Raw genomic sequence first — 25,325 nt, forward strand, 5'->3', positions numbered from 1 at the left:
TGATCTGAACGCGTTCAGAAGTAACTTTTGAACCTGTTCAGAATCGTCTACAGTCGGCTGCGGCAGCGGCGTCGAGCGCGCCCGCCGCGGACCGCCCGGAGGGCGGCTTCCGCCTGCCCGCCGACCACCGAGGGGTACTCATGCCAGGCCCGTCCACGCCTGCCCCGACCGATCCGCAGCCCACGTCCGGCCCGCAGTCGCCGTCCGGGCCGCAGTCCACGCCCGGCCCGCCGTCGCCGTCCGGCGAGGGAGTGCCGTTCGGCCAAGGCGTGCCCTTCGACCCGAACCGGCCCGGCGGCCCCTACCGGTCCGGTGATCCGTACCAGCCCGGTGACCTGTACCGGCCCGGCGGCCCCTACCGGCCCTGGGCCGCGCCCCGCCCGCCGCGGGACCCCGGGCCGTCGGCCGGGGAGTGGCTGCGCGCCACCGACCCCGAGCGGCGGGCGGCGGCCACGCCCCGGGTCCTCCTGCCTGCCCTGCTCGTCGGCCTGCTGACGGCCTGGCTGCTGTACGGCGGCGTGGGGGCCAACCTGCTGATCTGCGGCGCCGCCACGGCCGTCGCGGCCGGTCTGACGGCCCGCACGGCCGGCCGCCGGATCCGGCCCTGGACGGCCGTCTGGAGCCTGCTGGCCCTCGTCCTGCTCGCCGTCCCGGCCTGCTGGGACGCGGGCTGGCCCGCCCTGCTGGCCGCCGCCGGCGCGCTCGGCCTGGCCTCGCTCGCCCTGCACGGCGGCCGCCGCTGGCCTGGGGTGCTGTTCGCGCTGCCCGCGCTCCTCTGGCAGGTGGTGCCGGGGGTGGACTGGCTCTGGGACGGCCTGCGGGGGCGGGCGCTGCCCGGTCGGGGCCGGATCGTCCCGGTGCTCAAGGCGATCGCGGTCGCGGCCGTCCTGCTGACCGTTTTCGGTCTGCTGTTCGCCAGTGCCGACGCCGCCATGGCTGATCTGCTGGCCGGGCTGACCCCCAGTCTCGACATCGGGCAACTTCCGCTGCGGACGCTGTTGTTCGCCGCCGGGGTGGTCACCGCGCTGGGCTTCGCGCGGATCGGGGCCGGTCCGCGCCGCTGGGACCGTCTGGCGGTCCGCCCGGGGCGGGAGCGGCGTCGGCTGGAGTGGGCGCTGCCACTGATCGCGCTCGACCTGATGTTCGGTGTCTTCGCGGTGATCCAGGCCGTGGTGGTGCTCGGCGGCGCGGACGCCGTGCTGAGCAGCACCGGGATGAGCCGTTCCGCGTACGCCCGGCAGGGCTTCTGGCAGCTGAGCGTGATCACCGTGCTGACCCTGGTCGTGGTGGCCGTCGCCCACCGCTGGGCTCCGCGCACCACGCCCGGCGACCGTCGGATCGCGCGGATCCTGCTCGGACTGCTCTGTCTGCTCGCGCTGGTCGTGGTCGCCTCGGCGCTCGGCCGGATGTGGTTCTACGTGGACGCCTCCGGGCTCACCAGGCTGCGACTGTGGGTGCTGGTGGTCGAGATCTGGCTGGGCGTCGTCTTCCTGCTGCTGATCACCGCCGGACTCACCCGCAGTGGTGCCGGCTGGCTGCCCCGGGCGGTCGTCCTCAGCGGCATGCTCACCGTCGCGGTGTACGGGCTGATGGGGCCGGACGCGATGATCGCGGAGCAGAACGTGGCCCGGTACGAGCGCTCGCACCTGATCGACCTGCGCAACGTCCGTGAGCTCTCGGCCGACGCGGTCCCCGCCCTGGACCGGCTCCCCGAGCCGAAGCGGTCCTGTGCGCTGCAGTTGATCCGGCGTGAGCTGGATCGGGACACCAGGCCCTGGTACGCGGCCGGCGGCTCGGTGTCCGAGGCCCGGCGGGTCCTGGCGGACCGGCCGCTGGTGGAGGTGCCGGTGTCGGGGCGGGGGCCCTGCGAGCGGGCCGGATTGGTGTCGGGGTCGAGCTGGTAGCGGTGGCACCGGTCAGGGTGGCACCGGTCGGGTCGGCGGCTGGAGTGGGGTGGCTCCGGGGCGGCTCGGGTGGGCGCCTGCCGGGGGACGGGGTGGGAAAGCGGCCGGGCCGGCCGGGGGCGCGGCGGGCCCCGCCCGCCCGGGGCGGGGGCGGGGTGGGGCGGTGGATAGCCCCGCCCGCGCGCACGCCGGGGCGGCGGGGGCCGGCCTTCGCCTTGATCGCGAAGATCGCGACCAGCAGCGCGACCGCGGCGAGCGCCGCGCCCACGATGAACCCGTGCGAAATGCCCTGGGCGAGCACCGAGTTGGCGGCGTCCGAACCCGGCGGGAAGTCGTGCTTGTCCTGCAGGTACGCCAGTTGGTCCGGTGAGGCCGAGTGCAGGAACGCGGGCATCTGCGCCTTGGCCTCGGGCACGGCGTAGTGCGCGAAGACCGTGGTGAGGATCGAGAGTCCGAGCGAACCGCCGATCTGCTGCATCGAGTTGAGCAGGCCCGAGGCGGCGCCGGTCTCCTCGCCGGGGACGCCCGCGACCGCGATCAGCATCACCGGGACGAAGATCAGGCCCATCCCGAAGCCGAAGATCACCGTGGGGGCGAGCACGCCGTCGAGGTAGCCGCTGTCCTTGTGGATCTGGGTCAGCCAGGTGAGGCCGATGGTGACCAGCAGCGCGCCGCCCGCCATGAACGGCTTCGGGCCGTACTTGGCCTGGAGGGCGGACGCGATCTGCGCGGCGATGATGATCGACACGCTGATCGGCAGGAACGACACGCCCGCCTTGAGCGGGCTGTAGCCCAGCGGTCCCTGCACGAACAGGACCACGTAGAAGAAGATGCCGAACATGGCCGCGGCCAGGCAGAGCATCATCACCAGGCCGCCGGTGCGGTTGCGGTTGGCGAACAGGTGCAGCGGGGTGATCGGTTGGCCGGTGCGCCGCTCGATCACGAAGAAGGCGACCAGCAGGACCGCGCCGCCGACGAAGGAGCCGATCGTCAGACCGTCCGACCAGCCGTAGTCCGGGTTGGCGGCCCGGATGAAGCCGTAGACCAGGCCGACCAGGCCGAGTGTCGAGGCGAAGGCCCCGGGCAGGTCGAAGCGGCCCGGGTGGCGCTCGGACTCGGCGATGTAGCGCGGCGCGGCGATCGCGATCAGGACGGCGATCGGCACATTGACGAAGAACACCCAGCGCCAGTTCAGGTACTCGGTGAGCAGACCGCCGGCCAGCAGGCCGATCGCGGCGCCCGAACCGGCCACGGCCGAGAAGACCCCGAACGCCTTGTTGCGGGCCGGTCCCTCCTCGAAGTTGGTGGCGATCAGGGCGAAGGCCGTCGGTGAACAGATCGCGCCACCGATGCCCTGGAGGGCGCGGGCGGCCAGCAGCAGCGTGCTGTCCTGGGCGAAGCCGCCCAGCAGCGAGGCCAGACCGAACAGCAGGGTGCCGAAGATGAACACCCGGCGGCGGCCGAGGATGTCACCCGCGCGACCGCCGAGCAGCAGCAGGCCGCCGAAGGTCAGGGTGTAGGCGTTGATGACCCAGGACAGGTCGGTGGTGGAGAAGTTCAGCGCGTCCTTGATGTGCGGCAGCGCGATGTTCACGATGGTCGCGTCGAGCACCACCATGAGCTGGGTGGCCGCGATGACGGTCAGGGTGATGCCCTTCCCCCGGCCCTCGCCGCCCTTCGGTGGTGAGTTCTTGCTGAGCGTGTCGGTGATAGCCACGAATGTGCCCCCTGCTGGCTACGTGCTCGGTGCTGTGGGTGCGTGGGTACGGCGGTGCGTTGGTACGGCGGTGCGTGGGTGCAGCAGTGCGTCGGTACGGCGGTGCGCAGGCATATCGGTGCGGTGATGCGTCGGCCGCGCTGTGGTTCGCGGGCCCGAAGGTGCTGCTGCGTGGCGACGCAGGCTAGGAAGGAACGGTGCCGTTCACTAATCTGGACGATAGCCTGGGCTTGATAGTGAACGCAAGCGTTCCTTAAGGATGGTGGGGATGGAGCGATTGATGCGACGCCTGTCGGTGGACCGGGCGTCCGCCCGACCGGCGGATGCGGGCCCGTCGTCACCGGTACCTGCGGAACCCGGGGCGTCGGGGGCGCCGGAGAAGTCCGGCCGGTCGGAGAAGTCTGGCGGGTCCGCCGTGGAGCCGGACCCCCGGTGTCGGGGGCGGGCCGTCCGGGAGGCGTTGGCGCGTCCGGTGCGGCGGCGGGGGAAGGAATTGGAGAACGCGATCTTCGAGGCCGCGCTCGACCAGCTCACCTCCGGCGGATACGCGCGACTGACGATGGAAGGCGTCGCCGGTGCGGCGCGGACCGGGAAGGCCGCGCTCTACCGGCGTTGGGCGTCGAAGGTCGAACTCGTCATCGACGCCCTGGACTCCACTCTGCCACGCCTCCACGGGATCCCTGATCTCGGGTCCGCCCGGGCCGAGTTGCTGCACCTCATCGAGCTGTTCACGGACGCGATCTGCTCCCGGGCGGGCGCTGCGCTGCACACGCTGATGGCGGAGCTCTCGCACCAACAGGCCGAGGTGTTCAAGGACTTCATTGCGCAGCGGGTGATCGAACCGACCAAGGACACCATCCTGGACATCCTCCGCCGGGGCGTCGAGCGCGGCGACGTCCGGCCCGGCGCGGTCGCCCCGCTGGTCGCCGACGTCGTCCCGGCCATGCTGATGTACCAGGTCAAGGTCTCCGACCAGGGGCCGGCCCCCGACTACGCGGTCCGGCTGGTGGACGACGTGCTGATCCCGATGGTCCGGCAGCCGTAAGGCCGTCGGCCGGGCGCCGTGGCTGCGGTGACCTTGATCGCCGGTCGCCGGTCGCCGGTCGCCGGTCGCCCTGGTCGCCGTCGTTGCGGCAGTGGCCGGGCTCAGGGGCCGGGCGGGACCGGGTGCCCGTCGGCGGGCTTAGGCTGGAGACCGCCCCACCGGTGCGGGCCGCCCGCCCAGCGGGTTGCCCGGCCCGACCGGGCCGCCTCGCGCCGATCGGGCTGTTCCGCCCCACGGGGCTGCTTTGCCGAACGGAGTCCGTGATGCCCATCGTCCCGCCGACGCACTCCGTCGAACGCTCCCTCCGCCGGGCCGGCGCCAAGATCGTGGTCGGGCTGGACGAGGTGGGCCGCGGTGCCTGGGCCGGACCGGTCACCGTCGGCGCGGCCGTCACCGGCCTGCGCAAGCCGCCGGAGGGGCTCACCGACTCCAAGCTGCTCACCGAACTGCGCCGCCAGGCCCTCGCACCGGTGCTCGCCGACTGGGTCACCGCGTACGCGCTCGGTCACGCCTCGCCGCAGGAGTGCGACGAACTCGGCATGACGGCGGCGCTGCGACTGGCCGCGGTCCGCGCGCTGGGGGCCCTTCCGGTCGAGCCCGACGCGGTGATCCTGGACGGCAAGCACGACTACCTAGGCGGCCCCTGGCGGGTCCGCACGGTGATCAAGGGCGATCAGTCCTGCATCTGCGTCTCCGCCGCCTCGGTGCTCGCCAAGGTCCACCGCGACGGACTGATGGCCGAATTGGGCGAGGACTGCCCGGAGTACGGCTTCGCGGACAATGCCGGCTATCCGTCCCCGGTGCACCGCGCCGCGCTGGAGGAACTCGGCCCCACCGAGCACCACCGGCTCTCCTGGTCGTACTTGGACGCGCTGCCCCGGTGGCGTCATCTGAAGCGCGGTCGGGACATTCCGGGCGCGGGCCAGGGATCCGCCGACGAACAGTTGACGCTCGGTTTCTGACGGTCCGTCTGGAATTGCCCCGGTGGGGTCGCGGATGCTTGGTGCCCAATAGGTGGGGCGCCCGTGCGCGTTCGACCGGCATTTGATAGATATCCGGGTATGCCTGTCTTCCCCGAGGAGCCGGAGATTCACGAGAGCCTCCCGGGCCCCGGCGTTCCCTTCCCCCGCGAGTCGGACGCACAAGCCCTCCACGCGCCTGCCACCGGCGGCGCGCCCACCGCACCCACCACCACTGCCGCCGCGCCGCTCCCGGTGCCCGGCCCGCGTTCGGCGCCTCGCCCGGCACCGCCGCGTGCCGACCGCTCGGGTCCGCCGCGCCTGATCCCCAAGCCCGGACCGGCACCGCGCCGCCCGGCCCCCGCCGTCCCGCAGGTCGAGGTCCGGCGCATCGCCGCCGTCCCGGCCGAGGCGCTCGAACGCGCCGATGGGACGGTCGACCTGTTGCTCGACTCGGGCCGCAACCCGGGCGAGATCCTGGTGTTGACCGTCGGCGAGGCGCACCCCTGGCAGCAGCACGAGCTCTCCTTCGGTGAGCAGCGCTACTGGGCGCAGCTCACCGAGGGCGGGGACGTGTTCTACGCGGACGCCGCACTGACCCGGCCGGCCCGCCGCGAGGTGGTCGTCCTGGTGGTCAACGGCGGTTCGCCCGCCCGGGCCGCGGAGGCGTACACCGAGGCGCTCGGCCGCGCCACCGCCCTGCTGGTGGTCTGCGGGGAGGCCGGGCCGGCCGCCGCCTCGTCGGCCGGAGTCGCGCCGGGGCGCCCGGTCAAGGCCTGACCGGAGCGCCGCCAGTCCTCGTCCACTCCGGGCCCGGCGCCGTACAGTGCCGGGCCCGGAGCCCGTCCTCGGCGTGCCGCCTCGCTGTGGCGCCAGGGGTCCTGTTCCGGGCGTGTCCTCGGACGGTCGCCCGGGGCCGCTCAGCGCGTGCCGGTGCGGCGGCCCGGTCGGACGGCGTTGACCCGGGCCGGGATCCACGGCGGCTCGGACTGCGGGGAACGCTGCGGAGCGTCGGCCCGCTTGGCCTGTTCGACGGCTTGCTGGCGGGCGCGCTGGCTGCGTGGAGCTTCGTCCAGTACCGAGCGCGGCGGCAGCTCCGTCACGGTGTGCACCGGGCCGTCCGCCCACGAACCCGCGTGCGGATTGCGCCCGCCCCGTCCGTCTCCGAGGATCTGCCAGCCCGTCGGGGTGAGCCCGACGTACGAGCCGCACCGCAGCCCGTGCAGCCCGGCCGCGTCCCGCAGTGCCCACATCCAGGCGCCGTCCTGCTCCGTCCAGCCGGGCGCGCCGTCGCGGCAGCGCAGCAGCACGGCTGTCCGGGTCGGCTCGGGCAGGCGCAGGTCGTGCGGGGTGATCCGGCGCAGGTGCGTCAGCAGCGCGTTCCGGTGCTGCCAGCCGTCGGTGTCGTGTGGCCAGGGCGTGAACGAGGCCGAGGCGGCGAGGTGGTGGAGCGCGTCCAGGACGGCCACCACGACCGTGCCGGGCTGGGGCAGGTGGCGTTGGTGCAGTTCCAGCACGAATTCGCGCGGATCGCGCAGCAACGGGATCTCCGAGGCGGTCCAGGTCTCCAGGTCCAGCTGCCGTCTCGGCGCCGACCTCCCGGAGAGGGGATGCTGACCTCGGCCGATACCGTTGATCACGATCCTCCTTCCTGACCCGTGGGCAGGCGGGTGCCTGGGTACGCCGGAGGGCGGGTCCGGTGGACCGGGTTTCGGGTACCTCCCAATTCTCGGGGCAACGAGGCCGGAGCGGCAACGATGAAATGATGAACGCCACCCGATAGCCCATGTTCTGCCGGATATGTTCCACGGCGGCCCGAGCGAGCTTCAGGTGCCGTCCGGCCTTGATCCACACCGCGTGAAGAGCATCGCGAACCGTTGTCGACATGATGGGCACTCCTTTCTCGGGTCGGGTCTCCGGTGTGATCGAAATCGCTCTGCGGGCTCCTTTCCGTTAGGCCATTCGAGTGAAGGCGGCCGGGTGGGCGGCGCTCGGCCGCCACCCGGTCACCCCTGTCCGGTCACCCCTGCACGGCCAGCACCAGCGGCAGCACCGCGCCGGCCCCGGCCCGACGCAGCAGCCGGGCGGCCACGGTGACCGTCCACCCCGAGTCCACGAGGTCGTCCACCAGCAGCACCGGCCCGCCCGCGGCCGCCACCGCCTGCTCCAACTCCGGCGGCAGGACGAGCGCTCCGGCCAGCGAGTGCAGCCGCTGGGCGCTGTTGCTGCGGGCCCCGTGCGGGGGCAGTCCACCGGCGTACTCGATCCGGCCGAGCAGCGGCATCCGCCCGATCTCGGCGATCCGTGCGCCGAGGCTGCCCACCAGCTGGGGGCGGGTCGAGGAGGCCATGGTCACCACGCCGACCGGACGCTCCAGCCGGGTGCCCTCCGTGGTGGCGGGCCCGGCCCAGCCGCCGGGGCCGCGCGCCCAGTCGGCCAGCACCGCCACCAGCGCGTTGACCGCCTCGCCGGGCACCGGCACGTCCGGCGCCTGCTCGGCGAGCAGGGTGCGCAACCGGTTGCCCCAGCCGATGTCGGACAGCCGGCCGAGCGCCCGGCCGGTCTCCGCCTGCTCGCCCACCGGGATCCGGCCCTTGAGCGGCACGCCGAGCGCCTCCATCCCGGTCGGCCAGAGCCGCCGCGGCTCGAAGCTCACGCCCGGGCGGCCGAGCGCAGCCCGGGCCGCTGCCAGGGTCTCGGCGGTGACCTCCGGGGTGTGCAGCGGCCCCACGCAGTTGTCGCACCGCCCGCACGGCACGGCCTGCTCGTCGTCCAGCTGGCGGCGCAGGAACTCCATCCGGCAGCCGGTGGACGCCGCATAGTCGCGCATCGCCCGCTGTTCCGCCTCCCGGGAGGCGGCGACCTTGGCGTACCGGGCGGTGTCGTACTCCCAGCTCTGCCCGGTGGCCGTCCACCCGCCCTTGACCCGGCGGACGGCGCCGTCCACGTCCAGCACCTTGAGCATGGTCTCCAGCCGGGCCCGGCGCAGGTCGACCCGGGGCTCCAGGGCGGCGGTGGAGAGCGGTCGGCCGGCCTCGGCCAGGGCGTCGATGGTGCGCCGCACCTGCTCCTCCGGCGGGAAGGCGAGCGAGGCGAAGTAGCGCCAGATCGCCTCGTCCTCGCGCCCGGGCAGCAGCAGCACCTCGGCCCGGTCCACCCCGCGCCCGGCGCGGCCGACCTGCTGGTAGTAGGCGATCGGCGAGCTGGGCGAGCCCAGGTGGACGACGAAGCCGAGGTCGGGCTTGTCGAAGCCCATGCCGAGCGCGGAGGTGGCGACCAGCGCCTTGACCCGGTTGGCGAGCAGGTCGGCCTCGGCGGTGCGGCGCTCGGCGTCCTCGGTGCGGCCGGAGTAGGAGGCCACCGGGAAGCCGCGCTCGCGCAGGAAGGCCGTCACCTCCTCGGCGGCGGCCACCGTCAGGGTGTAGACGATGCCCGAGCCGGGGAGCCGGTCGAGGTGGTCGGCCAGCCAGGCGAGCCGGTGCGCGGGGTCCGGCAGGGCGAGCACGCCCAGGGTGAGGCTCTCCCGGTCGAGCGGACCGCGCAGCACCAGGGCACGCTCGTCGGTGGTGCCGGTGCCGAGCTGCTCGGCGACGTCCGCGGTGACCCGGGCGTTGGCGGTCGCGGTGGTGGCCAGCACCGGGACGCCGGGCGTCAGGTCGGCGAGCATGGTGCGCAGCCGGCGGTAGTCCGGGCGGAAGTCGTGGCCCCAGTCGGAGATGCAGTGGGCCTCGTCGACCACCAGCAGGCCGGTGGAGGCGGCGAGCTTGGGCAGCACCTGGTCGCGGAAGTCCGGGTTGTTCAGCCGCTCCGGGCTGACCAGCAGGATGTCGACCTTCCCGGCGGCGACCTCGGCCTGGATCTCGTCCCACTCCTCGGTGTTGGCCGAGTTGATGGTCCGGGCGTGGATCCCGGCCCGGGCCGCCGACTCGACCTGGTTGCGCATCAGGGCGAGCAGCGGGGAGACGATCACTGTCGGTCCGGCGCCGCGGGCGCGGAGCAGTGCGGTGGCGATGAAGTAGACCGCGGACTTCCCCCAGCCGGTGCGCTGGACGACCAGGGCGCGGCGGTGGTCGACCACGAGGGCCTCGATGGCCGTCCACTGGTCCTCGCGCAGGCTGGCGGTGGGACCGGCCAGTTCGCGCAGGACGGCCTCGGCCCGCGCCCGGACCTCGGCGCGGTCGGCGGTTTCGGTGCTGTGGATGTCGGGCTGCTGCATGGCGTCGATGTAACCCCATGCCGCCGACAAGCGGCGAATGCGGCCTGGACGGCGAAGCGGAAGGTGGAGTGGATTTCATTCGCTGATCCGCTGAACGGCTGCTGAAATTCACTGACCGGAGTGGGTTTGGCGTGCTCCGAATGGGCGAACGAAAATTCGCGGGCCGAGTTATCCACAGGAAAAAAGAAAATTCCGGGGTCGGCGGCGGACGGCGTCCACGCTTGCGGCCATGAACGCGATGAACAACGAACACGTCACCCTGTCCCTCGGCCCCGCTTCCGAGCAGCGGCCGGTCGTCATGCGCGGTCCGGCCGACATGGCCGAACTGCTGCCCTACCTCCTGGGGTTCTACCCCGACGACAGCATCGTCGCGGTCGGCCTCCAGGGCCCCGACCTGCACCAGGGCGGGGTCATCCGGGCGGACCTCCCGGTCTCGCCCGCGGAGTGGCCCGCCGCGGCGGAGGAGACGGCGGCCCTGCTGCTCGCCCTCTCCGAGCGGCACGGCGGCCGGCCGCTCGAAGTGCTCCTCTACCTCTGCCAGGATCCGGTTCCGGCGCACGCCCCGCCGCCGGTGGAGGGCCTGCGTCCGCTGGCCGACCAGTTGCGCGCGGCCTTCGGGCGCAGGGGAGTGCCGGTCAAGGAGTCGCTGTGCGTCTCGGCCGGCCGCTGGTGGTCCTTCCTCTGCCGCCGGGAGGGGTGCTGCGATCCGGCGGGCAACCCGGTGCGGCGGGGGCCCGATCCGGGCCCGGCGGCCGCCGCCGCGACGGTGGCCGGCCTGGTGCCGCGCGGCAGTCGGAAGGCGATCGTCGGCGGGTTGGCCCCGGTCGGCCCGCCGGAGGACGCCGCGCAGCGCGAGGCGCTGGTGGGCGCCGAGCCGCGGGCCGGGGCCGTGACCCGGGAGCAGGGCCTCGAACTGCTGGAGCAGGCCTTCGCCGAGTTCGCGGCCGGCGCCCGGGAGCTCGACGAGGAACGGACGGCCCGGCTGCTGTTCGCCCTGCGGGACCGCCTCACCCGGGACCGCGGCGTCGAGTACGTCCGGCCCGCCGAGCTCGCCCCCGCCGAGCGGCTCTGGCGCTTCCTCGCCCGGCGCGCGGTGCCGCCGTACGAGGGGTGCGCGGTGGCCCCGCTCACCCTGCTGGCCTGGGCCTCCTGGGTCGCGGGGGACACGGCCACCGCCCGGGTGGTGCTCGGCCACGTCCTGCGGCTGTCCCCGGGCTACCTGCTGGCCGAGCTGCTGTACGAGTCCATGAACGACGGCATGGCGCCGGGGGCGTTGCTGGCCGCCGTCGAAGCCCAACGGAGGCGGCGCGAGGAGCGTGCGGCCGGGCCTGAGTCCGGTCCTGAGTCCGGCCCTGAGCCCGAGTCCGGCCCCGTGACCGACGGCGGGCCGGAGTCACCGCCGGGGCCGGGCCGGGCCCCGGGCGGCGCTCGCCGACGGCGACGGGGCGGTCGGCGGAAGGGCGCCTCCACGGGGTCGGCCCCGGCCGATCGCGGTCCCGACGCTCCCGGGCACTCCGGTGAGCCGGGTGTGGACGCGAGGGGCACCGGACCGGTCGCGGTGCTTCCGGCGCCCGGGTGCGGTCCGGCGGTGCAGGGCAGGCCCGCCCGGGGAGTTCGGCTCGGCCGGGCGGGGGCCTGTGCCTCGGCGGCAGCGGTCCGCTCCGGCACCGGGGTCCACCGGTGCCGGAGCACCCGGCGGGCGGCGAGAGGGGTTCGCGGTGCGCACTGAACCACTCGCCGCCCCACCGGCCGGAAGGCCGCTACGCCTCGCCGTGGGCCATCTTGATCAGTCGGTCCATCACCTTGCCGCCGCTCACCCGCAGGCCGTCGTGCTCCCACTCGTTGGTGACCCAGACCCGCAGGCCGCGCACCGCGCGGGCGGTCTCCAGCGAGTGGGCCGTGTCCACGCACATGTCGTCGTGGTAGACGGTCGCCACGACGGGCACGGTGTTGTCGGCCAGCCGCGCGGGGTCGTAGAGGTCCGGCCAGTCGGTGCGGGCGGCGAGCAGCTCCGCGGTCTCCTTCAGCGGGCGCAGCGCCGGGTCGGTCTCGAACATCCAGGGGTAGATCATCTCCCCGGTGAACAGCACCGGTGCGCCGGACTCCAGCGCCGCCCGGGCGTCGAACTGCGGGTACTCCTTGCGGACCCGCTCGGCGGCCCAGGCCGTGCCGCCCTGGTCCACCGAACGCTGGCCGTAGATCGATTCGTGCAGCACGGCGTACAGCGGGTTCTCGGCGAAGGAGAGCCGGGCCTGCACACCGGCCAGGAAGGTGTCGGAGAGCTCGGCACCCGCCGGGCCCTCCACCCAGGCCTCCTCCAGCAGGTGGTGCAGCGATCCGGAACCGCTGCCGCCGACGAACCCCAGCCCGAGCACCTGGAAGGCTTCGACGGTGAGCAGCCCGCCGTCGGGCAGGGTCGCGGGGGAGTCGGCGAGGTGGGCGGCGATCCGGCGCACGGCCTCGACGTCCTGCGGGAAGCGGGCGTAGTGGTCCTCGTTCTTGCGGACGACGCGCGGGTAGGCGGCGCGGTACACGTCGTCGGCCGAACGGTCCAGGCCGGAGAGGCCGCCGGTGAGGAAGACCTCGGTCAGGCCTTCGGGAGCGAAGGAGAGGTAGGTGAGGGCGCAGAAGCCGCCGAAGCTCTGGCCGAGCACGCTCCAGCGGCGGTCGGCGCCGAGCAGCCGGTGACGGATCAGTTCGGCGTCCCGCACGATCGAGTCCGCGCGGAAGTTGGCCAGGTAGTCCGCCTGCTGCTGCGGTCCGCCGCGCCGGGCGAGGGTCTGCCGGGTGGCCGGCGTGGACCGCCCGGTGCCGCGTTGGTCGAGCAGCAGCACCCGGTAGTCGTCCAGGGAGCGGTCCAGCCAGTTGTCCCGGCCGAGCGGGCGGGGGGCCTTGCCGCCGGGCCCGCCCTGGAGGAAGAGCAGCCAGGGCAAGTCGTCCTGCTCGCGGCCGGCGGCCACCACCTCGCGGGCGTAGACCTCTATCTGCTCCCCCTCCGGGGAGGTGTGGTCGAGCGGGACCTGGAAGACGTGGTCGGTCGTGACAATCCCGGGCAGCTTGCTGACGGTGGACATGCAACTCCTCGGTCTCTGCTGGTCACAGCGGTTGCGTCGCGGTTCGCGGGGTCACCGGGTACAGGCGCCGCGACCCTCGCACCGTATCCTGACCGCGGTCGAGCACAGGTTCGACCGCCTCGATTGACCGGACCGGACCGGACCGGGCCCTCGGTCGCGACCGGGCCCCGGCCCGACCGGCGCCGAGTTCCGGGGACGGACGGCCTCGGGGCCCGGCGGAGGCTTCCGTGACGGCTCGACAGGGGCGGTGCGACGGTCCGGCCCGCCGAACGCGACCAATGGGCGGTCAGGGCGGGCGTGACCTGGCGGCGGTGTGCGGCGTTCACCCCGGGGGGCCTGTGCCCGGTCGGTGTCCGGCCGCAGCCCGGTTCCCGGGCGGCCGGTCGTCCGGCGCGGTGGACCGGCCGGGTGCGGCCCATCGGCTCGTCCGATGCGGGCCGCGGGGGCGGGTCGTCGCGGGCGGAGCGTCACCGTCAGGCCGGGTTGCCGGACCTGACGGTGTGCCGGGCACCATGACGTGTCCGAAGGCGAGGGCGCGGCGCGCCGGTACCGGTCCGGTGCCGCCACCGCATGGCACGACCCACCGCCGGGTACGGCCAGACACGGCACACCCGCCGACGGGAAGGCCCCGTCGGCCAGGCACCATCAGCACGCGATCGAGCATGCTCGCGGCCCACCGGCCTGACCGGCCACCGGACCGCCGAGGGGAGGAGAGTCCGGTGACCGCCATGAGGCCACTGCAGGCCATGCCGGCCGAGAGCGTGGTCGGCGCGCCCAGACCGCCCGGCCGACCCGACCAGGTCCCGGTGGCCGCGCCCGTCGGCGCCCCCGTCGGCCCCGGACGCACCGTGCCCCCGCCGCGCCCGCAGCCCCCGGCCGTCCACCACACGCTGCTCTGCGTCAACGCCCCCGCGATGGCCGCCTCCGGCCCGGACGGCCAACTGCGCGGCCACGGCCTGCACGGCTTCTACCGCAACGGCGTCCGGGTGCTGGCCCGGATGGAACTGCGGCTGGGCGGCATGGAACCGCTGCCACTCCAGGGCACCCTGACCAGCACCGCCCAGGCCCGCTTCCTCGGCGCCGTCCGCCTCCCCGGCGACCTCGACCCGGACCCGGCGCTCACCGTCGAGCGGCTGCGCCACGCCGACGGCGTTGAGACGGTCACCGTCCGCAACACCGGGGCCCGGCCCGCCCGGCTGCCGCTGGAGATCGCCCTCGGTACGGACCTCGGCCCGGTCGCCGAGATCGCCGCCGGGCACCGCCCGCCCGACCTGCCCGGCCAGGTGCAGTCCGCCGGACTGCGCTGGTCCGGCCCGGTGCACAGCGCCGTGGTCAGCGCCAAGCCCTCGCCGCACGCCGTCCTGGCCGGGGCCGGAGTGCTTCGCTGGGACTTGGAGGTCCAGCCCGGCGCCCGCTGGTCGGTCGAGCTGCGCGCCGAACTGGAGAGCGTCCCCGGTGGCCCGCGGCCGCCCGGTGGGCGCGGCACGGGCGTCCCGCTGCCCTGGGCCGAACCGGAGGTGCGCAGCGACGACCCGCGGGCCGCGCTGCTGGTCGACCGTTCGCTGGACGCCCTCGGCGGGCTGCTGTTCGCCGACCCGGACCGCCCGACCGACCTCTACCCGGCCTCCGGCGCGCCCTGGCGCTTCGGCCTGGCCCCGGCCGACGCGCTGTGGGCCGCCCGGCTGACCCTCCCGCTCGGCACCCGGCTCGCCGCCGGCACCCTGCGCGCGCTGGCCCGCCGCCAGCAGCTCGCTCCCGCCCCCGGCCGCGCCGAGGGGCTGCTGCCCGGTGCGCTGCGGCACGGCGGCCCCGAGCTGCCGCCCACCTGCACGGCCACCGAGGCCACCCTGCTGTTCGTCACGGTGCTGGCCGAGGCCTGGCGTTGGGGCCTGCCCCGGGCGGAGGTCGCCGAGCTGCTCCCGGCCGCCGAACGGGCCCTGGCCGCCCTGCGCGAGGGCTTGGTCGACGGCTTCGTCACCGACCTCAGCCGTCCGGTGGAGGACCGGGCCGTCCAGCCGGTGGCCGCCCGCGCGGAGGTCCAGGCGCAGGCCCACCGCGCCGCCCTGCACGGTGCCGAACTGCTGGAGTCCTTCGCCAGGCCGGGGGCCGGGGACTGGCGGAGCTGGGCCGCCGACCTGCGCGGGCGCTTCCGCGAGCGGTTCTGGATCGACGACCTCTCCGGCGGCCGCCCCGCCGCCGGGCTGGCCCCGGGCGGCCAACCGCTGCCCGCCCTCGCCTCCTCGCTGGTGCACCTGCTCGACACCGGGCTCGCCGCCGACGGCGGCCGGCACGAGAGCCTGCTGGACCGCGAACAGACCAGGCTGTTCGCCCAGCGCCTGGTCACGCCCGAGCTGGACAGCGGCTGGGGCCTCCGGACGCTCAGCGCCAAGTCCCCGCGCTTCAACCCGCTGGGCCACCGGGGCGGCGCGGTGCGGATCCACGAGACGGCGCTGGCGATCGCCGGACTCGCCGAGGCGGGCCACGAGAACGAGGCCCGCGCCCTGCTGGAGGGTCTGCTCGCCGCGTCCGCCCACTTCGAGGGCCGGCTGCCGGAGATGTACGCCGGGGAGCAGCGCACCCCCGGCAGTCCACCGGTGCCCCATCCCGCCGCCTGCCGCCCGGCGGCGGTCTCCGCGGCCGGAGCCGTTCACGCGGTGTTCGCGCTCGCCGGAGTCCGGCCGGACGTTCCGGGCGGCCGTGTCCTGGTGCGCCCGGCCAGCACCGCCCCGCTCGGCGAGCTCGAACTGACCGGCCTGCGGGTGGCGGGCGAACCCTTCTCGGTCCGGGTGAGCCGGATCGGGGTGGCGATGGTCGAGGAGGCCTCCGCGGACCTGCAACTGGTCGCCCGCTGACATCCGGCCAGGCCGGCGCCCCGGCCGGTCGACTCCCGGGGCGCGAGCCCGCGCCCCGGGCGGCCCCGGTCACCGGTGCTGCGCGCTCCGTGAACGGGCCTGTGCTTATCGTCAGAGAGACGACTATGATCGTCGCCATGTCGCGCTACGATCCGTCGGCCTTCCCGCCCTTCGCTGTCACGGTTGACCTGGTGGTTCTGACGGTGCGCGACCACTTGCTCTGCGCCCTGCTGGTCAGACGGGGTGAGCCGCCCTACCAGGGGTACTGGGCGCTGCCCGGCGGCTTCGTCCGTCCGGACGAGGGCCTGGCCGAGGCGGCCTCCCGCGAGCTGGCCGAGGAGACCGGGCTGCGCGCCCACTCCGCCCCCGGCCACGAGGCGGTCGGCCCCGGTGCGGCCGGCGCCCACTTGGAGCAGCTCGCCACCTACGGTCACCCGCAGCGCGACCCCCGGATGCGCGTGGTCAGCGTCGCCTACCTGGTGCTCGCCCCCGACCTCCCGACCCCCAGGGCCGGTGGCGACGCCAGCAGCGCGCGCTGGGCCCCGGTCGGCGAGCTCCTCGGCGAGAGCCCGGCCGACGGGGTCCCGCTGGCCTTCGACCACGGCCTGATCCTCGCCGACGGCGTGGAGCGCGCCCGGTCCAAGATCGAGTACTCCTCCCTGGCCACCGCCTTCTGCCCGACCGAGTTCACCGTGGGCGAGCTGCGCCGGGTCTACGAGGCCGTCTGGGGCGTGGCTCTGGATCCGCGGAACTTCCACCGCAAGGTCACCGGCACCCCCGGTTTCCTCCTCCCCTCGGGCGGCACCACCACCCGTCAGGGCGGGCGTCCGGCTCAGCTCTTCACCGCCGGTGGCGCAACCGTCCTCAACCCGCCCATGCTCCGCCCGGATTCCTGAACACCCTGCGGCCCGGACGGCCGTCCGCGCGTGCCGTCGAACGGCCCCGGCCCGGGGGCCGACGGCCCGAGCCCGGCGCACAGTGTCGGTGGACGCTTCGGCCGCCGGGCCGAAGGCCATCGGACCCTGGGAGCCCCGTGATGACCGCGGACAACCCGTGCGCCGCCCGGCGGGACGGCATCGTGAAACTGGTGGCGGACTTCAAGAGCCTCACCATGACCACCGACCGGACCGAGGAGCAGCTGGCCGCCCTGAAGGCCGCGCACGCCGCCCCGGCGACGATCGCGTCGGTGCAGGAGACGCTGGACGCAGAGCAGGAGCAGCTCGCCCTGCTCGCGCAAGAGGGCAGGGCCGCCGCCGAGGACTTCCAGCAGCAGTGCGCCGGCCAGCCGCTCCCGGCCGGGGCCGCGGCCTTTCTGGCGACGTAGCCACCGGCCTCCGGGGCAGGCGCCGACGGCGCGTCGGACCGTCCGAGCCCGTGAATCGCAGGATCGGATTGTCCCCTGATCGGGTGAGGTGGGCAGGCGGTGGGCCCGTGGCGGTTCGGTAATGCCCGGAATCTGCGGTGCTGACCCCTAATGTGCTGGCGTCGAGCAGGTCGGCCGAGGGCACGGGAGCAGCCAGCGATGATCCAGATCACCGGACTGACCAAGGTCCATCGCAAGGGCGCGCCGCCGGCCGTCCTCGATCTGACCTTCGACGCCCGGCCCGGGATGGTGACGGTCCTGCTCGGTGACGAGGGGGCCGGGAAGTCCACCGCCCTGCGGTTGATGCTCGAACTCGAACGGGGCCAGGGCATCACCCTCTTCGACGGCCGCCCCTACCGCCGGATCCGCCGGCCCGAGCGCGAGGTCGGCGTGCTGCTGCCCGGGCCGGGGGAGGGGGCCGCGGCGGTGGCCGGCAACCCGGGGCGCAAGGCGCGCGGCCACCTGCGGATGCTGGCGGCGGCCGTCGGTGTTTCGGCGCGACGGGCCGACGAACTGCTGGAGCAGACCCGGCTGGCCGCCGTCGCCGGGCAGCGGCTGCGCACCTTCTCACCGGGCATGCACCGCCGGCTCTCGCTGGCCGCGGCGCTGCTCGGCGATCCCGGCACACTGCTGCTGGACGCGCCGACCGAGGGTCTGTCCCCGCGCAACGTCGAGTGGTTCCACTCCTTCCTGCGCTCCTTCGCCGTCGCGGGCGGAACGGTGCTGGTGACCACCCGGACCCCGCGGGAAGCAGGGCAACTCGCGGACCGGGTGGTCACCCTGGACCACGGCCGCATGATGGCCGACCAGCCGGTCGCGGAGTTCTGCCGGACCAGGCTCAGCCCCGAGGTCGCCGTCCGCGGACCCCAGATGGCGCGACTGGCGGACCTGCTGGTCGGCCAAGGCGCCGAGGTCCGCCGGGACGGTGGCGCGGGCCTCGCGGTGGCGGGCATCGACCGCACCGAGATCGGTGAACTCGCCTACCGCCACGGGATCCTGCTGCACGAGCTGGCCGACCGGGTGGTCGAACAGCCCGCGCCCCGCACCGCCCTGCCGGTCGCCTCCGGACGCTCCGGCCACCTCCGCCTCCAGCCGGAAGCCGAGCGGGGCCATGAGCAGTCCCACGAGTCGGTCCACGAGTCGGTCCACGAATCGGCGCCGGGGGCCGCACGGTCGGGCGCCGACCCGGACCGCCGGTCCAGCACTCCCGAGCCCACCGTCCCCGAGCCCACCGTCCCCGAGCCCACCGTCCCCGTGCCCGCGACGGAGGGCCGCTCCCGCGAGGAGGTGGTGGCCCGCGGCACCCGCGCGCTGCCCGTCGCCGCCGTGACGGCTGCCCTGCCCGTCCTCGCCACGGGCACCACCCCGCCGCCGGCCGCCAAGGCCGCCACGACCCGCACGACCCCCGCCGTCGTCGTCGACCGGCTCTTCCGTGACCAGCCGGCCGCCGCCACCCGTCTCACCCCGGTCGCCCGGCCCCTCCACGCCGAGCCCGCCCACGCCGAGCCCTCTCCGGCGGAGCCCCTCCAGGTCGAGCCCGTAGGCACCGATCCCGCCCACCCGGAGCCCGCCCACCCGGATCCCCACCGAACCGAGGCGCTCCGCACCGAGACCGAGCCCATGCGCCGCCGCCAGAGCGCCGCAGACCTGCTCACCGACGACACCGTCCGCCTCGGCCGCGTCAGCACCGACAAGGCCCCCGCCGCCGCCCCCGACGACCACCGGAGCGAGTGAACCGTGCGTGTCCTGGCCTATGAGCTGCGCCGCCTGCGTGGCCTGCGTTCCACCTGGCTGCTGCTCGCCGCCGTCCTGCTCTGCGACGCGGTCGTGGCCGCCGTCCTGGCGAGCCAGGCCCCGACCGGCCCGCTGGCCGCCCCGGCCGGGGTACGGCTGCTGACCGCCGCCGTCCCGCTGATCCCACTGCCGTTCGCGGCGCTCGGTGCCGGGGTGCTGGGCGCGCTCTCCTACGGACACGAGGTGCGCCACCCGGGGCTGGCGGCCTCGCAGGTGACCTACTCGCGCCGGGTGCGGCTGCTGCTGGCCAAGCTGCTGGTGGTCGGCCCGGTGGCGGCGCTGCTGGCGCTGGCCACCCTGCTGATCGACACCGTGGCCGTGCACCTCGCCCTGCCGGGCGGGGTGACGGTGGCGGCCTGGACGGATCCCGGCGCGCTCTCCGACCAGGCCTCCGGGCTGCTGGGCGCCGTCGGGCTGAGCGGACCGGCCGACCTGCCCGGGCTGTTCGCCCCGTTGGCGCTGCTGGCCGGGCACGGAGTGCCGGCCGCGCTGCTGGCCTTCGTCCTGCTGACCGTGGTGGCCGGCTGGACCGGTGTGCTGACCGCCTCGCTCACCCGCAGCGCCACCGCCGGGGTGCTGCTGCTGTGCGCGCTGCCCCCGCTGCTGGAGTCGGGCGTCGCCCTGCTGCTGCGCCGGACCGGCCACCCGTGGCCGGTCCGGGCGGCGGAACTGCTGCCGTTCCAGTCCGGCCTCGAATGGGCCTACGGCTGGGTGTACGGCGGCGTCCGCGGGACGGCGGCCGGAAGCGCGGCGCTGACGGATCCGGCCCTTCTCGTGGTGGGAGCGGCCCCCGCGGCGGCCCTGCTGCTGGCGGCCCTGTTCGTCCAGGTCCGCCGCCGCTCGCTGTAGTACCGCAGCACCGAAGTGCCTCGCGGTACCGCGACGGGCTGCCGCCGCGCGTCCGGGCCCCGCCGCCCCGAAGGACCAAGATCGACCAGCACTGACCGCAATGCGCGGTTCTTCCTGATAAGAAGTCAATTATCCAGTCACGGCCGATCACCCTTTCGTGTGCTTTTCACGAGAATTCTCAAGCTGCGCCTGCCGATCGCCGACAAAGGAGGCGTGAGTACCCTTGCGCACCCCATGACCCCCGCCCGTTCCGCCGATGGGCCCATCCACGGTCCCGGCGATCTGGACCGCTTCTCGTACGCCGACCGGCCGACCCCGCCGGCGCCCCGCTGGGAGGGCGCCGAGTCCGACATCGCCCGGGTCGGCCGCAAGACCACCAGCAGCCGCGGTCGCGGTCTGCACGGCCAGCTGGTCCAGCAGCTCGGCCAGATGATCGTCTCCGGCGACCTGGGCGCCGACCGTCCGCTCGTGCCCGAGGAGATCGGCCAGCGGTTCGAGGTGTCCCGGACCGTCGTCCGCGAGTCGCTGCGCGTGCTGGAGGCCAAGGGCCTGGTCAGCGCCCGCCCGAACGTCGGCACCCGGGTCCGCCCGGTCGGCGACTGGAACCTGCTGGACCCCGACATCATCGAGTGGCGCGCCTTCGGCCCGCAGCGCGACGAGCAGCGCCGGGAGCTGTTCGAGCTCCGCTGGGCGATCGAGCCGCTGGCCGCCCGGCTCGCGGCCGGTCACGGCCGGGAGGACGTCCAGCAGCGGCTGGTCGAGCTGGTCGAGATCATGGGCCACGCCGCCGCCCAGGCCGACCTGTCCACCTACACCCGGGCCGATGCCGAGCTGCACGCCCTGATCCTGCAGATGGCCGGCAACCGGATGCTGGAGCACCTGTCCGGGATCGTCTCCTGCGCCCTCCAGGTCTCGGGCGGTCCGACGATCTCCTGCGAGCGCCCCTCCGAGTCCTCGGTCAGCCTGCACGGCCGGCTGGTGGACGCGCTGGGCACCGGCGACGGCACCGCGGGCGAGGCCGCCATGCGGGCGCTGCTCACCGTCCACCCCGAGATGGAGCCCTCCGTCCCCGCGCCCCGGGAGCACTGAGCGGACTGTTCTCACGAGCGGGCGCGTCGGGCGCGGTCCGCTCCTCCAGGGCCCTCCGGTCGCGCCGTACGGCGCAGCCGGAGGGCTTCTGCACGACGTCGGCCGCGAGGGCCCCGCCCGAGCGGGGGCGGCGTCACCCGGCCCGAAACGATCGGCGGTCATCCCGACCCGAAACGATCGGTGCCCTCGCCCCGCTCCGGAACGATCAGCGCCGTCGCCCCGACCCGGGTCGGGCGGTGCCACCCCCGGGCGGAACGCCTCGACATCCAACGCCCCGTCCATGACAATCAGCTCGGGCGGGAGTGCGCGATGATGGATGTCGGCCCCGGGCCGCGGGCGCCGAGCGGTGTGACCCGCGACACGAAGGCCATGCGTAACACTTGACGAGTAGCAGCGATGTGTCCTGAGCGGGAGCAGCTCCGGAATACTCCAACATGTCAGAATGCTGTGTTGGTCCGCGGCGCTGCTGCCGTCCTGCAAACCCAGTCCTCAAGCCCGAGTCGGTCGGAATCGACACCGCGCGTCCGACGCGCGATCTCCTTCCCCGCCCGCTCGGGCGGCCGGTACGGGTTCGAGTCCACTCATCGTCCGAGAGGTTGTTCGTGTCGGCCAGCACATCCCGTTCGCTTCCCCCCGAGATCGCCGAGTCCGCGGCTCTGCTGGCGCTCATCGAGCGGGGCAAGGCCCAGGGGCAGATCGCCGGTGACGACGTGCGCCAGGCGTTCGAGGCGGACCAGATCCCGGTCACCAAGTGGAAGAACGTCATGCGCAGCCTCAACCAGGTGCTGATTGAGGAGGGGGTGGACCTCATGGTCAGCGCGGCCGAACCGGCCGGCGCCAAGCGCAAGAGCGTTGCTGCCAAGAGCCCCACCAAGCGCACCGCCACCAAGGCTGTCACCACCCGGACCCCGGCCGCCCCGTCGGCCCCGACCAAGCCGCCCGTGCGGATCGCTCCCGGCGCCCCCGTCGCGGCTCCGGCCGTCGCGGCCGCCGCGGCGCCCGCCCCCACCGTGTCCGCCGAGATCACCGTCGAGGAGACGACCACCGTCGTCTCCGAGATGAAGGCGGCGGTGGCCAAGAAGGCCGCTCCGGCGAAGAAGGCCGCGGCGAAGAAGACCGCCGCTCCGGCCAAGAAGACCGCCGCCAAGAAGACCGCCGCCGGCAAGGCCGGCAAGGGCGACGAGGAGCTGCTCGGCGAGGAGGAGCTGCTCGAGGACGCCGCACTGCCCGGCGACAAGGCCGAGGCCGAGAGCGGCCCGGAGGAGGAGTCGGAGGGCTTCGTCCTCTCCGACGACGACGAGGACGACGCGCCGGCCCAGCAGGTCGCCGTCGCCGGTGCCACCGCCGACCCGGTCAAGGACTACCTGAAGCAGATCGGCAAGGTCCCGCTGCTCAACGCCGAGCAGGAGGTCGAGCTCGCCAAGCGCATCGAGGCCGGTCTGTTCGCCGAGGACAAGCTCTCGGCGGCCGACAAGCTCGCCCCCAAGCTCAAGCGCGAGCTGGAGATCATCGCCGAGGACGGCCGCCGGGCCAAGAACCACCTGCTGGAGGCCAACCTCCGTCTGGTGGTCTCGCTGGCCAAGCGCTACACCGGTCGCGGCATGCTGTTCCTGGACCTGATCCAGGAGGGCAACCTCGGTCTGATCCGTGCGGTCGAGAAGTTCGACTACACCAAGGGCTACAAGTTCTCGACCTACGCCACCTGGTGGATCCGCCAGGCGATCACCCGCGCCATGGCCGACCAGGCCCGCACCATCCGCATCCCGGTGCACATGGTCGAGGTCATCAACAAGCTGGCCCGTGTCCAGCGCCAGATGCTCCAGGACCTGGGCCGCGAGCCCACCCCGGAGGAGCTGGCCAAGGAACTCGACATGACCCCCGAGAAGGTCATCGAGGTCCAGAAGTACGGCCGTGAGCCGATCTCGCTGCACACCCCGCTGGGCGAGGACGGCGACAGCGAGTTCGGTGACCTGATCGAGGACTCCGAGGCGGTCGTCCCGGCCGACGCGGTCTCCTTCACCCTGCTCCAGGAGCAGCTGCACTCCGTGCTGGACACCCTGTCCGAGCGCGAGGCGGGCGTGGTCTCGATGCGCTTCGGCCTGACCGACGGTCAGCCGAAGACCCTCGACGAGATCGGCAAGGTGTACGGGGTCACCCGTGAGCGCATCCGCCAGATCGAGTCGAAGACCATGTCGAAGCTGCGCCACCCGTCGCGCTCCCAGGTGCTGCGCGACTACCTGGACTGATCGGCCCGACCGATCGACGGGCCGGTCGGCCCGTCCGATCGGCGGCAGTACGCGACGAAGGCCCGGAACCCCGTGGTTCCGGGCCTTCGGGCTGTTCGGGGGCGGTGTGTCAGCGTCCGGGTGGCGCTTGTCGCTCGTCCGGGTGGCGGGACGCCGGTAAGTGGTCGCGCAGTGTAGTCGATCACCTACGCTGTGCCGGTTGCCTGCTGCCGAGCCTTGTGGAGACACGGTGCTGACCGACCCGGACCGAGCCGACCTGCCGAACCCCGTCCCGTGCCGGGCCGACCAGCGCCGGGCCGACCCGGCCGCCGCCCGGGCGGGCCGCCGCAGGCGGCGGGGCGCCCTGCTGGCGCTGCTCGCCGCCGTGCCCGTGCCGCTGGTGGCCCTCGGCACGGCCGGGCCGGCCGAGGCGCAGCGCCGGGTGGTCGGGGGCGACGCCGTGACCACCGCGGACCACCCGTGGATCGTGGCGCTGGCCAGCCGCCAGCAGTTCGGCGGCGGCCGTTCCGGCCAGTTCTGCGGGGGCGCGCTGGTCACCCCGACCAAGGTGGTCACGGCCGCGCACTGCTTCTACGACGAGGCCAAGGGCCGGGTGGACCGGCCGGGCCTCAAGGTGATCGTCGGCCGGGACGACATGCGCGGCTCGTCCGGCCGGGAGGTGGCCGTCCAGCGGATCTGGGTCCACCCCGACTACAACTACGCCGCGAACATGAACGACGTCGCGGTGCTCACCCTCGCCGAGTCCCAGGGTTCCCGGCCGGTGCTGGAGCTGGTCGGCCAGGGTGAGACCGGGCCGTACGCGGCAGGGACGGCGGCGCGGGTCTACGGCTGGGGCGACACCAGCGGGCGGGGCGACTACTCACCGCTGCTGCGCGGGGTGGACGTGTCGATGGTCGCGGACCAGACCTGTGCGCACGCCTACCCGGGCGGGCAGGACGGAAAGTTCGACGCCCGGGGCATGGTCTGCGCGGGCGAGGAGAAAGGCGGCAAGGACGCCTGCCAGGGCGACAGCGGCGGCCCGCTGGTGGTGGCCGGTCGACTGGTGGGGCTGGTGTCCTGGGGAACGGGCTGTGCCGAGGCGGCCCACCCGGGGGTCTACACCCGGGTGTCCTCGGTCACGGACGCGGTGCGCTCCGTGCTGTGAGTCGGGCGGAGTGGGTCCGGCGGGGCGGGTCCGGCAGGGTGGTCCCGGCGCCGTAGGTTCCGCCGCCGCCCGGGGTGTTGCCGCGGGTGATGGTGCGGTGACGTTCTGACGTCGTGTCGGCACCCGGCGGCCCGGGGTCGGCCCGGCGCGCGGCCCGGGAGGGGCGGCCCCGGGCGAACGCGGGGGAACCGTCGGGAGAACAGCAGAGCCGGGCGGTCGGCCCCCGAAGGGATCGACCACCCGGCTCCCCGGTCGCGCGCGGTGCGCGGCCGGACACAGCTCGACGCTGGCTGCTGGTGGTGGCGCCTGTGATCAGCGCTCGTCGTCGACGGCCGTCGCGGTGGTGCTGGTGCTGAGACGGCCGCTCTCGTCCTGTATCTCCACGGCGATCTTCTTGAGCTCCGGCTCGAACTTCCGGCCGTGATGGGCGCAGAAGAGCAGCTCTCCGCCGCTGGCGAGTACGACGCGCAGGTAGGCCTGGGCGCCGCAGCGGTCGCAGCGGTCAGCCGCGGTCAGCGGGCTCGCAGGTGTCAGAACAGTAGTCACGTCGCCTCTTCTCTAGCTCGACGAGCTGTCGTACCAGGGTCAACATCCAACCAGGCCGAAAACGTTCCCGCTCGTGGCTTTTCTTCTCTGAGGATTCTGCTGTGTTGATGAGGACGTGCCCCGGGCGCCGGTGGTTCATGCCTGCCGGATGCCGGGATCCGCCCGTGCCTCGAACGCCCGATCGGGACCGGGTTCGAGGTCCGCGTAGCATAATCCTCTGCCGGGTTGGAGCATAAGCCCCGCCCCGGGCCCCGGTAGCCTGCATAACGGCAGTTCCGGAGCCTGTGCCGGACCCCACGATCCGCCAGGACCGGTGGTACCGGGAGGAGATGGCGCCCCCGGGGCCCACACCCGGGTGCGGTCCTTGTTCGCGCAGCGCGTACAAGCTGCGCGGGACCGGCCCGTCGTGCTGTGCACCCGTCGCAGGGGCGCGAGCACACAGAGCAACGACTGTCGGTGCGGCGTGCTGCACTGGCGGTTGGTCCGGATGCGTCCGGATGTGACCGATGAGACAGATCTTGACCGAG

The 25,325-nt window shown here is 74.2% G+C and carries 17 protein-coding genes and 1 pseudogene; 13 read left to right on the forward strand and 5 right to left on the reverse strand.

Annotation, left to right across the window (positions count from 1 at the left end; translation table 11 throughout):
* Positions 1 to 140: 140 nt before the first annotated feature.
* Positions 141 to 1,649: pseudogene (locus ABTZ03_RS16675) on the forward strand (DUF4153 domain-containing protein); the annotation flags it as partial.
* Here ABTZ03_RS16675 and ABTZ03_RS16680 read toward each other — a convergent pair.
* Entirely contained in the window at positions 1,567 to 3,615 is a 2,049-nt protein-coding gene (locus tag ABTZ03_RS16680; protein WP_502894489.1) for an MFS transporter, read from the reverse strand. The pseudogene ABTZ03_RS16675 and the gene ABTZ03_RS16680 sit on opposite strands and share 83 nt — an antisense overlap.
* A gap of 499 nt (positions 3,616 to 4,114) precedes the next feature.
* Between ABTZ03_RS16680 and ABTZ03_RS16685 the strand changes: the two genes are divergently transcribed.
* The 3 genes from ABTZ03_RS16685 to ABTZ03_RS16695 all read left to right on the forward strand — a co-directional run bounded on the left by ABTZ03_RS16685 (position 4,115) and on the right by ABTZ03_RS16695 (position 6,405).
* A complete protein-coding gene (locus ABTZ03_RS16685) occupies positions 4,115 to 4,666 on the forward strand; it encodes a TetR/AcrR family transcriptional regulator (protein WP_350513686.1) in 552 nt (183 codons plus the stop codon).
* A gap of 263 nt (positions 4,667 to 4,929) precedes the next feature.
* Entirely contained in the window at positions 4,930 to 5,628 is a 699-nt protein-coding gene (gene rnhB / locus ABTZ03_RS16690) for a ribonuclease HII (RefSeq protein ID WP_350513687.1), read from the forward strand.
* A gap of 99 nt (positions 5,629 to 5,727) precedes the next feature.
* Complete coding sequence (locus ABTZ03_RS16695; protein WP_350513688.1) at positions 5,728 to 6,405, forward strand: hypothetical protein; 678 nt, start codon at positions 5,728 to 5,730, stop codon at positions 6,403 to 6,405.
* Between the two features lie 140 nt (positions 6,406 to 6,545).
* On the opposite strand, the gene ABTZ03_RS16700 is transcribed toward ABTZ03_RS16695, so the two are convergent.
* Both ABTZ03_RS16700 and ABTZ03_RS16705 read right to left on the reverse strand, forming a co-directional pair.
* Complete coding sequence (locus ABTZ03_RS16700) at positions 6,546 to 7,202, reverse strand: hypothetical protein (protein WP_350513737.1); 657 nt, start codon at positions 7,200 to 7,202, stop codon at positions 6,546 to 6,548.
* 443 nt (positions 7,203 to 7,645) lie between these two features.
* The gene (locus tag ABTZ03_RS16705) at positions 7,646 to 9,841 is read right to left on the reverse strand and encodes a RecQ family ATP-dependent DNA helicase (RefSeq protein ID WP_350513689.1); all 2,196 of its coding nucleotides are present in this window, start codon (positions 9,839 to 9,841) and stop codon (positions 7,646 to 7,648) included.
* A gap of 229 nt (positions 9,842 to 10,070) precedes the next feature.
* On the opposite strand from ABTZ03_RS16705, the gene ABTZ03_RS16710 reads away from it, so the two are divergent.
* Positions 10,071 to 11,570, forward strand: coding sequence for a DUF4192 domain-containing protein (locus ABTZ03_RS16710; protein WP_350513690.1), 1,500 nt, complete (start codon positions 10,071 to 10,073; stop codon positions 11,568 to 11,570).
* A 31-nt stretch (positions 11,571 to 11,601) separates the two neighbouring features.
* Here the strand turns inward: ABTZ03_RS16710 and ABTZ03_RS16715 are convergent, their stop codons facing one another.
* Positions 11,602 to 12,915: an alpha/beta fold hydrolase gene (locus ABTZ03_RS16715; protein ID WP_350513691.1), complete on the reverse strand. Its 1,314-nt coding sequence runs from the start codon at positions 12,913 to 12,915 to the stop codon at positions 11,602 to 11,604.
* Positions 12,916 to 13,643: 728 nt separating this feature from the next.
* Between ABTZ03_RS16715 and ABTZ03_RS16720 the strand changes: the two genes are divergently transcribed.
* The 8 genes from ABTZ03_RS16720 to ABTZ03_RS16755 all read left to right on the forward strand — a co-directional run bounded on the left by ABTZ03_RS16720 (position 13,644) and on the right by ABTZ03_RS16755 (position 24,252).
* Positions 13,644 to 15,767, forward strand: a complete 2,124-nt coding sequence (locus tag ABTZ03_RS16720) for an amylo-alpha-1,6-glucosidase (protein WP_350513738.1) — start codon at positions 13,644 to 13,646, stop codon at positions 15,765 to 15,767.
* Between the two features lie 137 nt (positions 15,768 to 15,904).
* A complete protein-coding gene (locus tag ABTZ03_RS16725; protein ID WP_350513692.1) occupies positions 15,905 to 16,663 on the forward strand; it encodes an NUDIX hydrolase in 759 nt (252 codons plus the stop codon).
* A 140-nt stretch (positions 16,664 to 16,803) separates the two neighbouring features.
* Positions 16,804 to 17,091: a hypothetical protein gene (locus ABTZ03_RS16730; RefSeq protein WP_350513693.1), complete on the forward strand. Its 288-nt coding sequence runs from the start codon at positions 16,804 to 16,806 to the stop codon at positions 17,089 to 17,091.
* A 198-nt stretch (positions 17,092 to 17,289) separates the two neighbouring features.
* Positions 17,290 to 18,864 (forward strand): ATP-binding cassette domain-containing protein, encoded by a 1,575-nt coding sequence (locus ABTZ03_RS16735; RefSeq protein WP_350513694.1) that lies wholly within the window; start codon positions 17,290 to 17,292, stop codon positions 18,862 to 18,864.
* A gap of 3 nt (positions 18,865 to 18,867) precedes the next feature.
* Positions 18,868 to 19,773: a hypothetical protein gene (locus tag ABTZ03_RS16740; protein ID WP_350513695.1), complete on the forward strand. Its 906-nt coding sequence runs from the start codon at positions 18,868 to 18,870 to the stop codon at positions 19,771 to 19,773.
* A gap of 159 nt (positions 19,774 to 19,932) precedes the next feature.
* Positions 19,933 to 20,862 carry a FadR/GntR family transcriptional regulator gene (locus ABTZ03_RS16745; protein WP_350513696.1) on the forward strand — a complete coding sequence of 310 codons (930 nt, stop codon included), beginning with the start codon at positions 19,933 to 19,935 and terminating at the stop codon, positions 20,860 to 20,862.
* A gap of 596 nt (positions 20,863 to 21,458) precedes the next feature.
* The gene (locus ABTZ03_RS16750; RefSeq protein WP_350513697.1) at positions 21,459 to 23,108 is read left to right on the forward strand and encodes an RNA polymerase sigma factor; all 1,650 of its coding nucleotides are present in this window, start codon (positions 21,459 to 21,461) and stop codon (positions 23,106 to 23,108) included.
* A 229-nt stretch (positions 23,109 to 23,337) separates the two neighbouring features.
* The gene (locus tag ABTZ03_RS16755; protein ID WP_350513698.1) at positions 23,338 to 24,252 is read left to right on the forward strand and encodes a S1 family peptidase; all 915 of its coding nucleotides are present in this window, start codon (positions 23,338 to 23,340) and stop codon (positions 24,250 to 24,252) included.
* Between the two features lie 312 nt (positions 24,253 to 24,564).
* On the opposite strand, the gene ABTZ03_RS16760 is transcribed toward ABTZ03_RS16755, so the two are convergent.
* On the reverse strand, positions 24,565 to 24,798 hold the full coding sequence (locus tag ABTZ03_RS16760; RefSeq protein WP_350513699.1) for a DUF7455 domain-containing protein: 234 nt from the start codon (positions 24,796 to 24,798) through the stop codon (positions 24,565 to 24,567).
* Between the last annotated feature and the right edge of the window lie 527 nt (positions 24,799 to 25,325).

The organism is Kitasatospora sp. NPDC096077, assembly GCF_040303245.1.
Taxonomy (GTDB): domain Bacteria; phylum Actinomycetota; class Actinomycetes; order Streptomycetales; family Streptomycetaceae; genus Kitasatospora.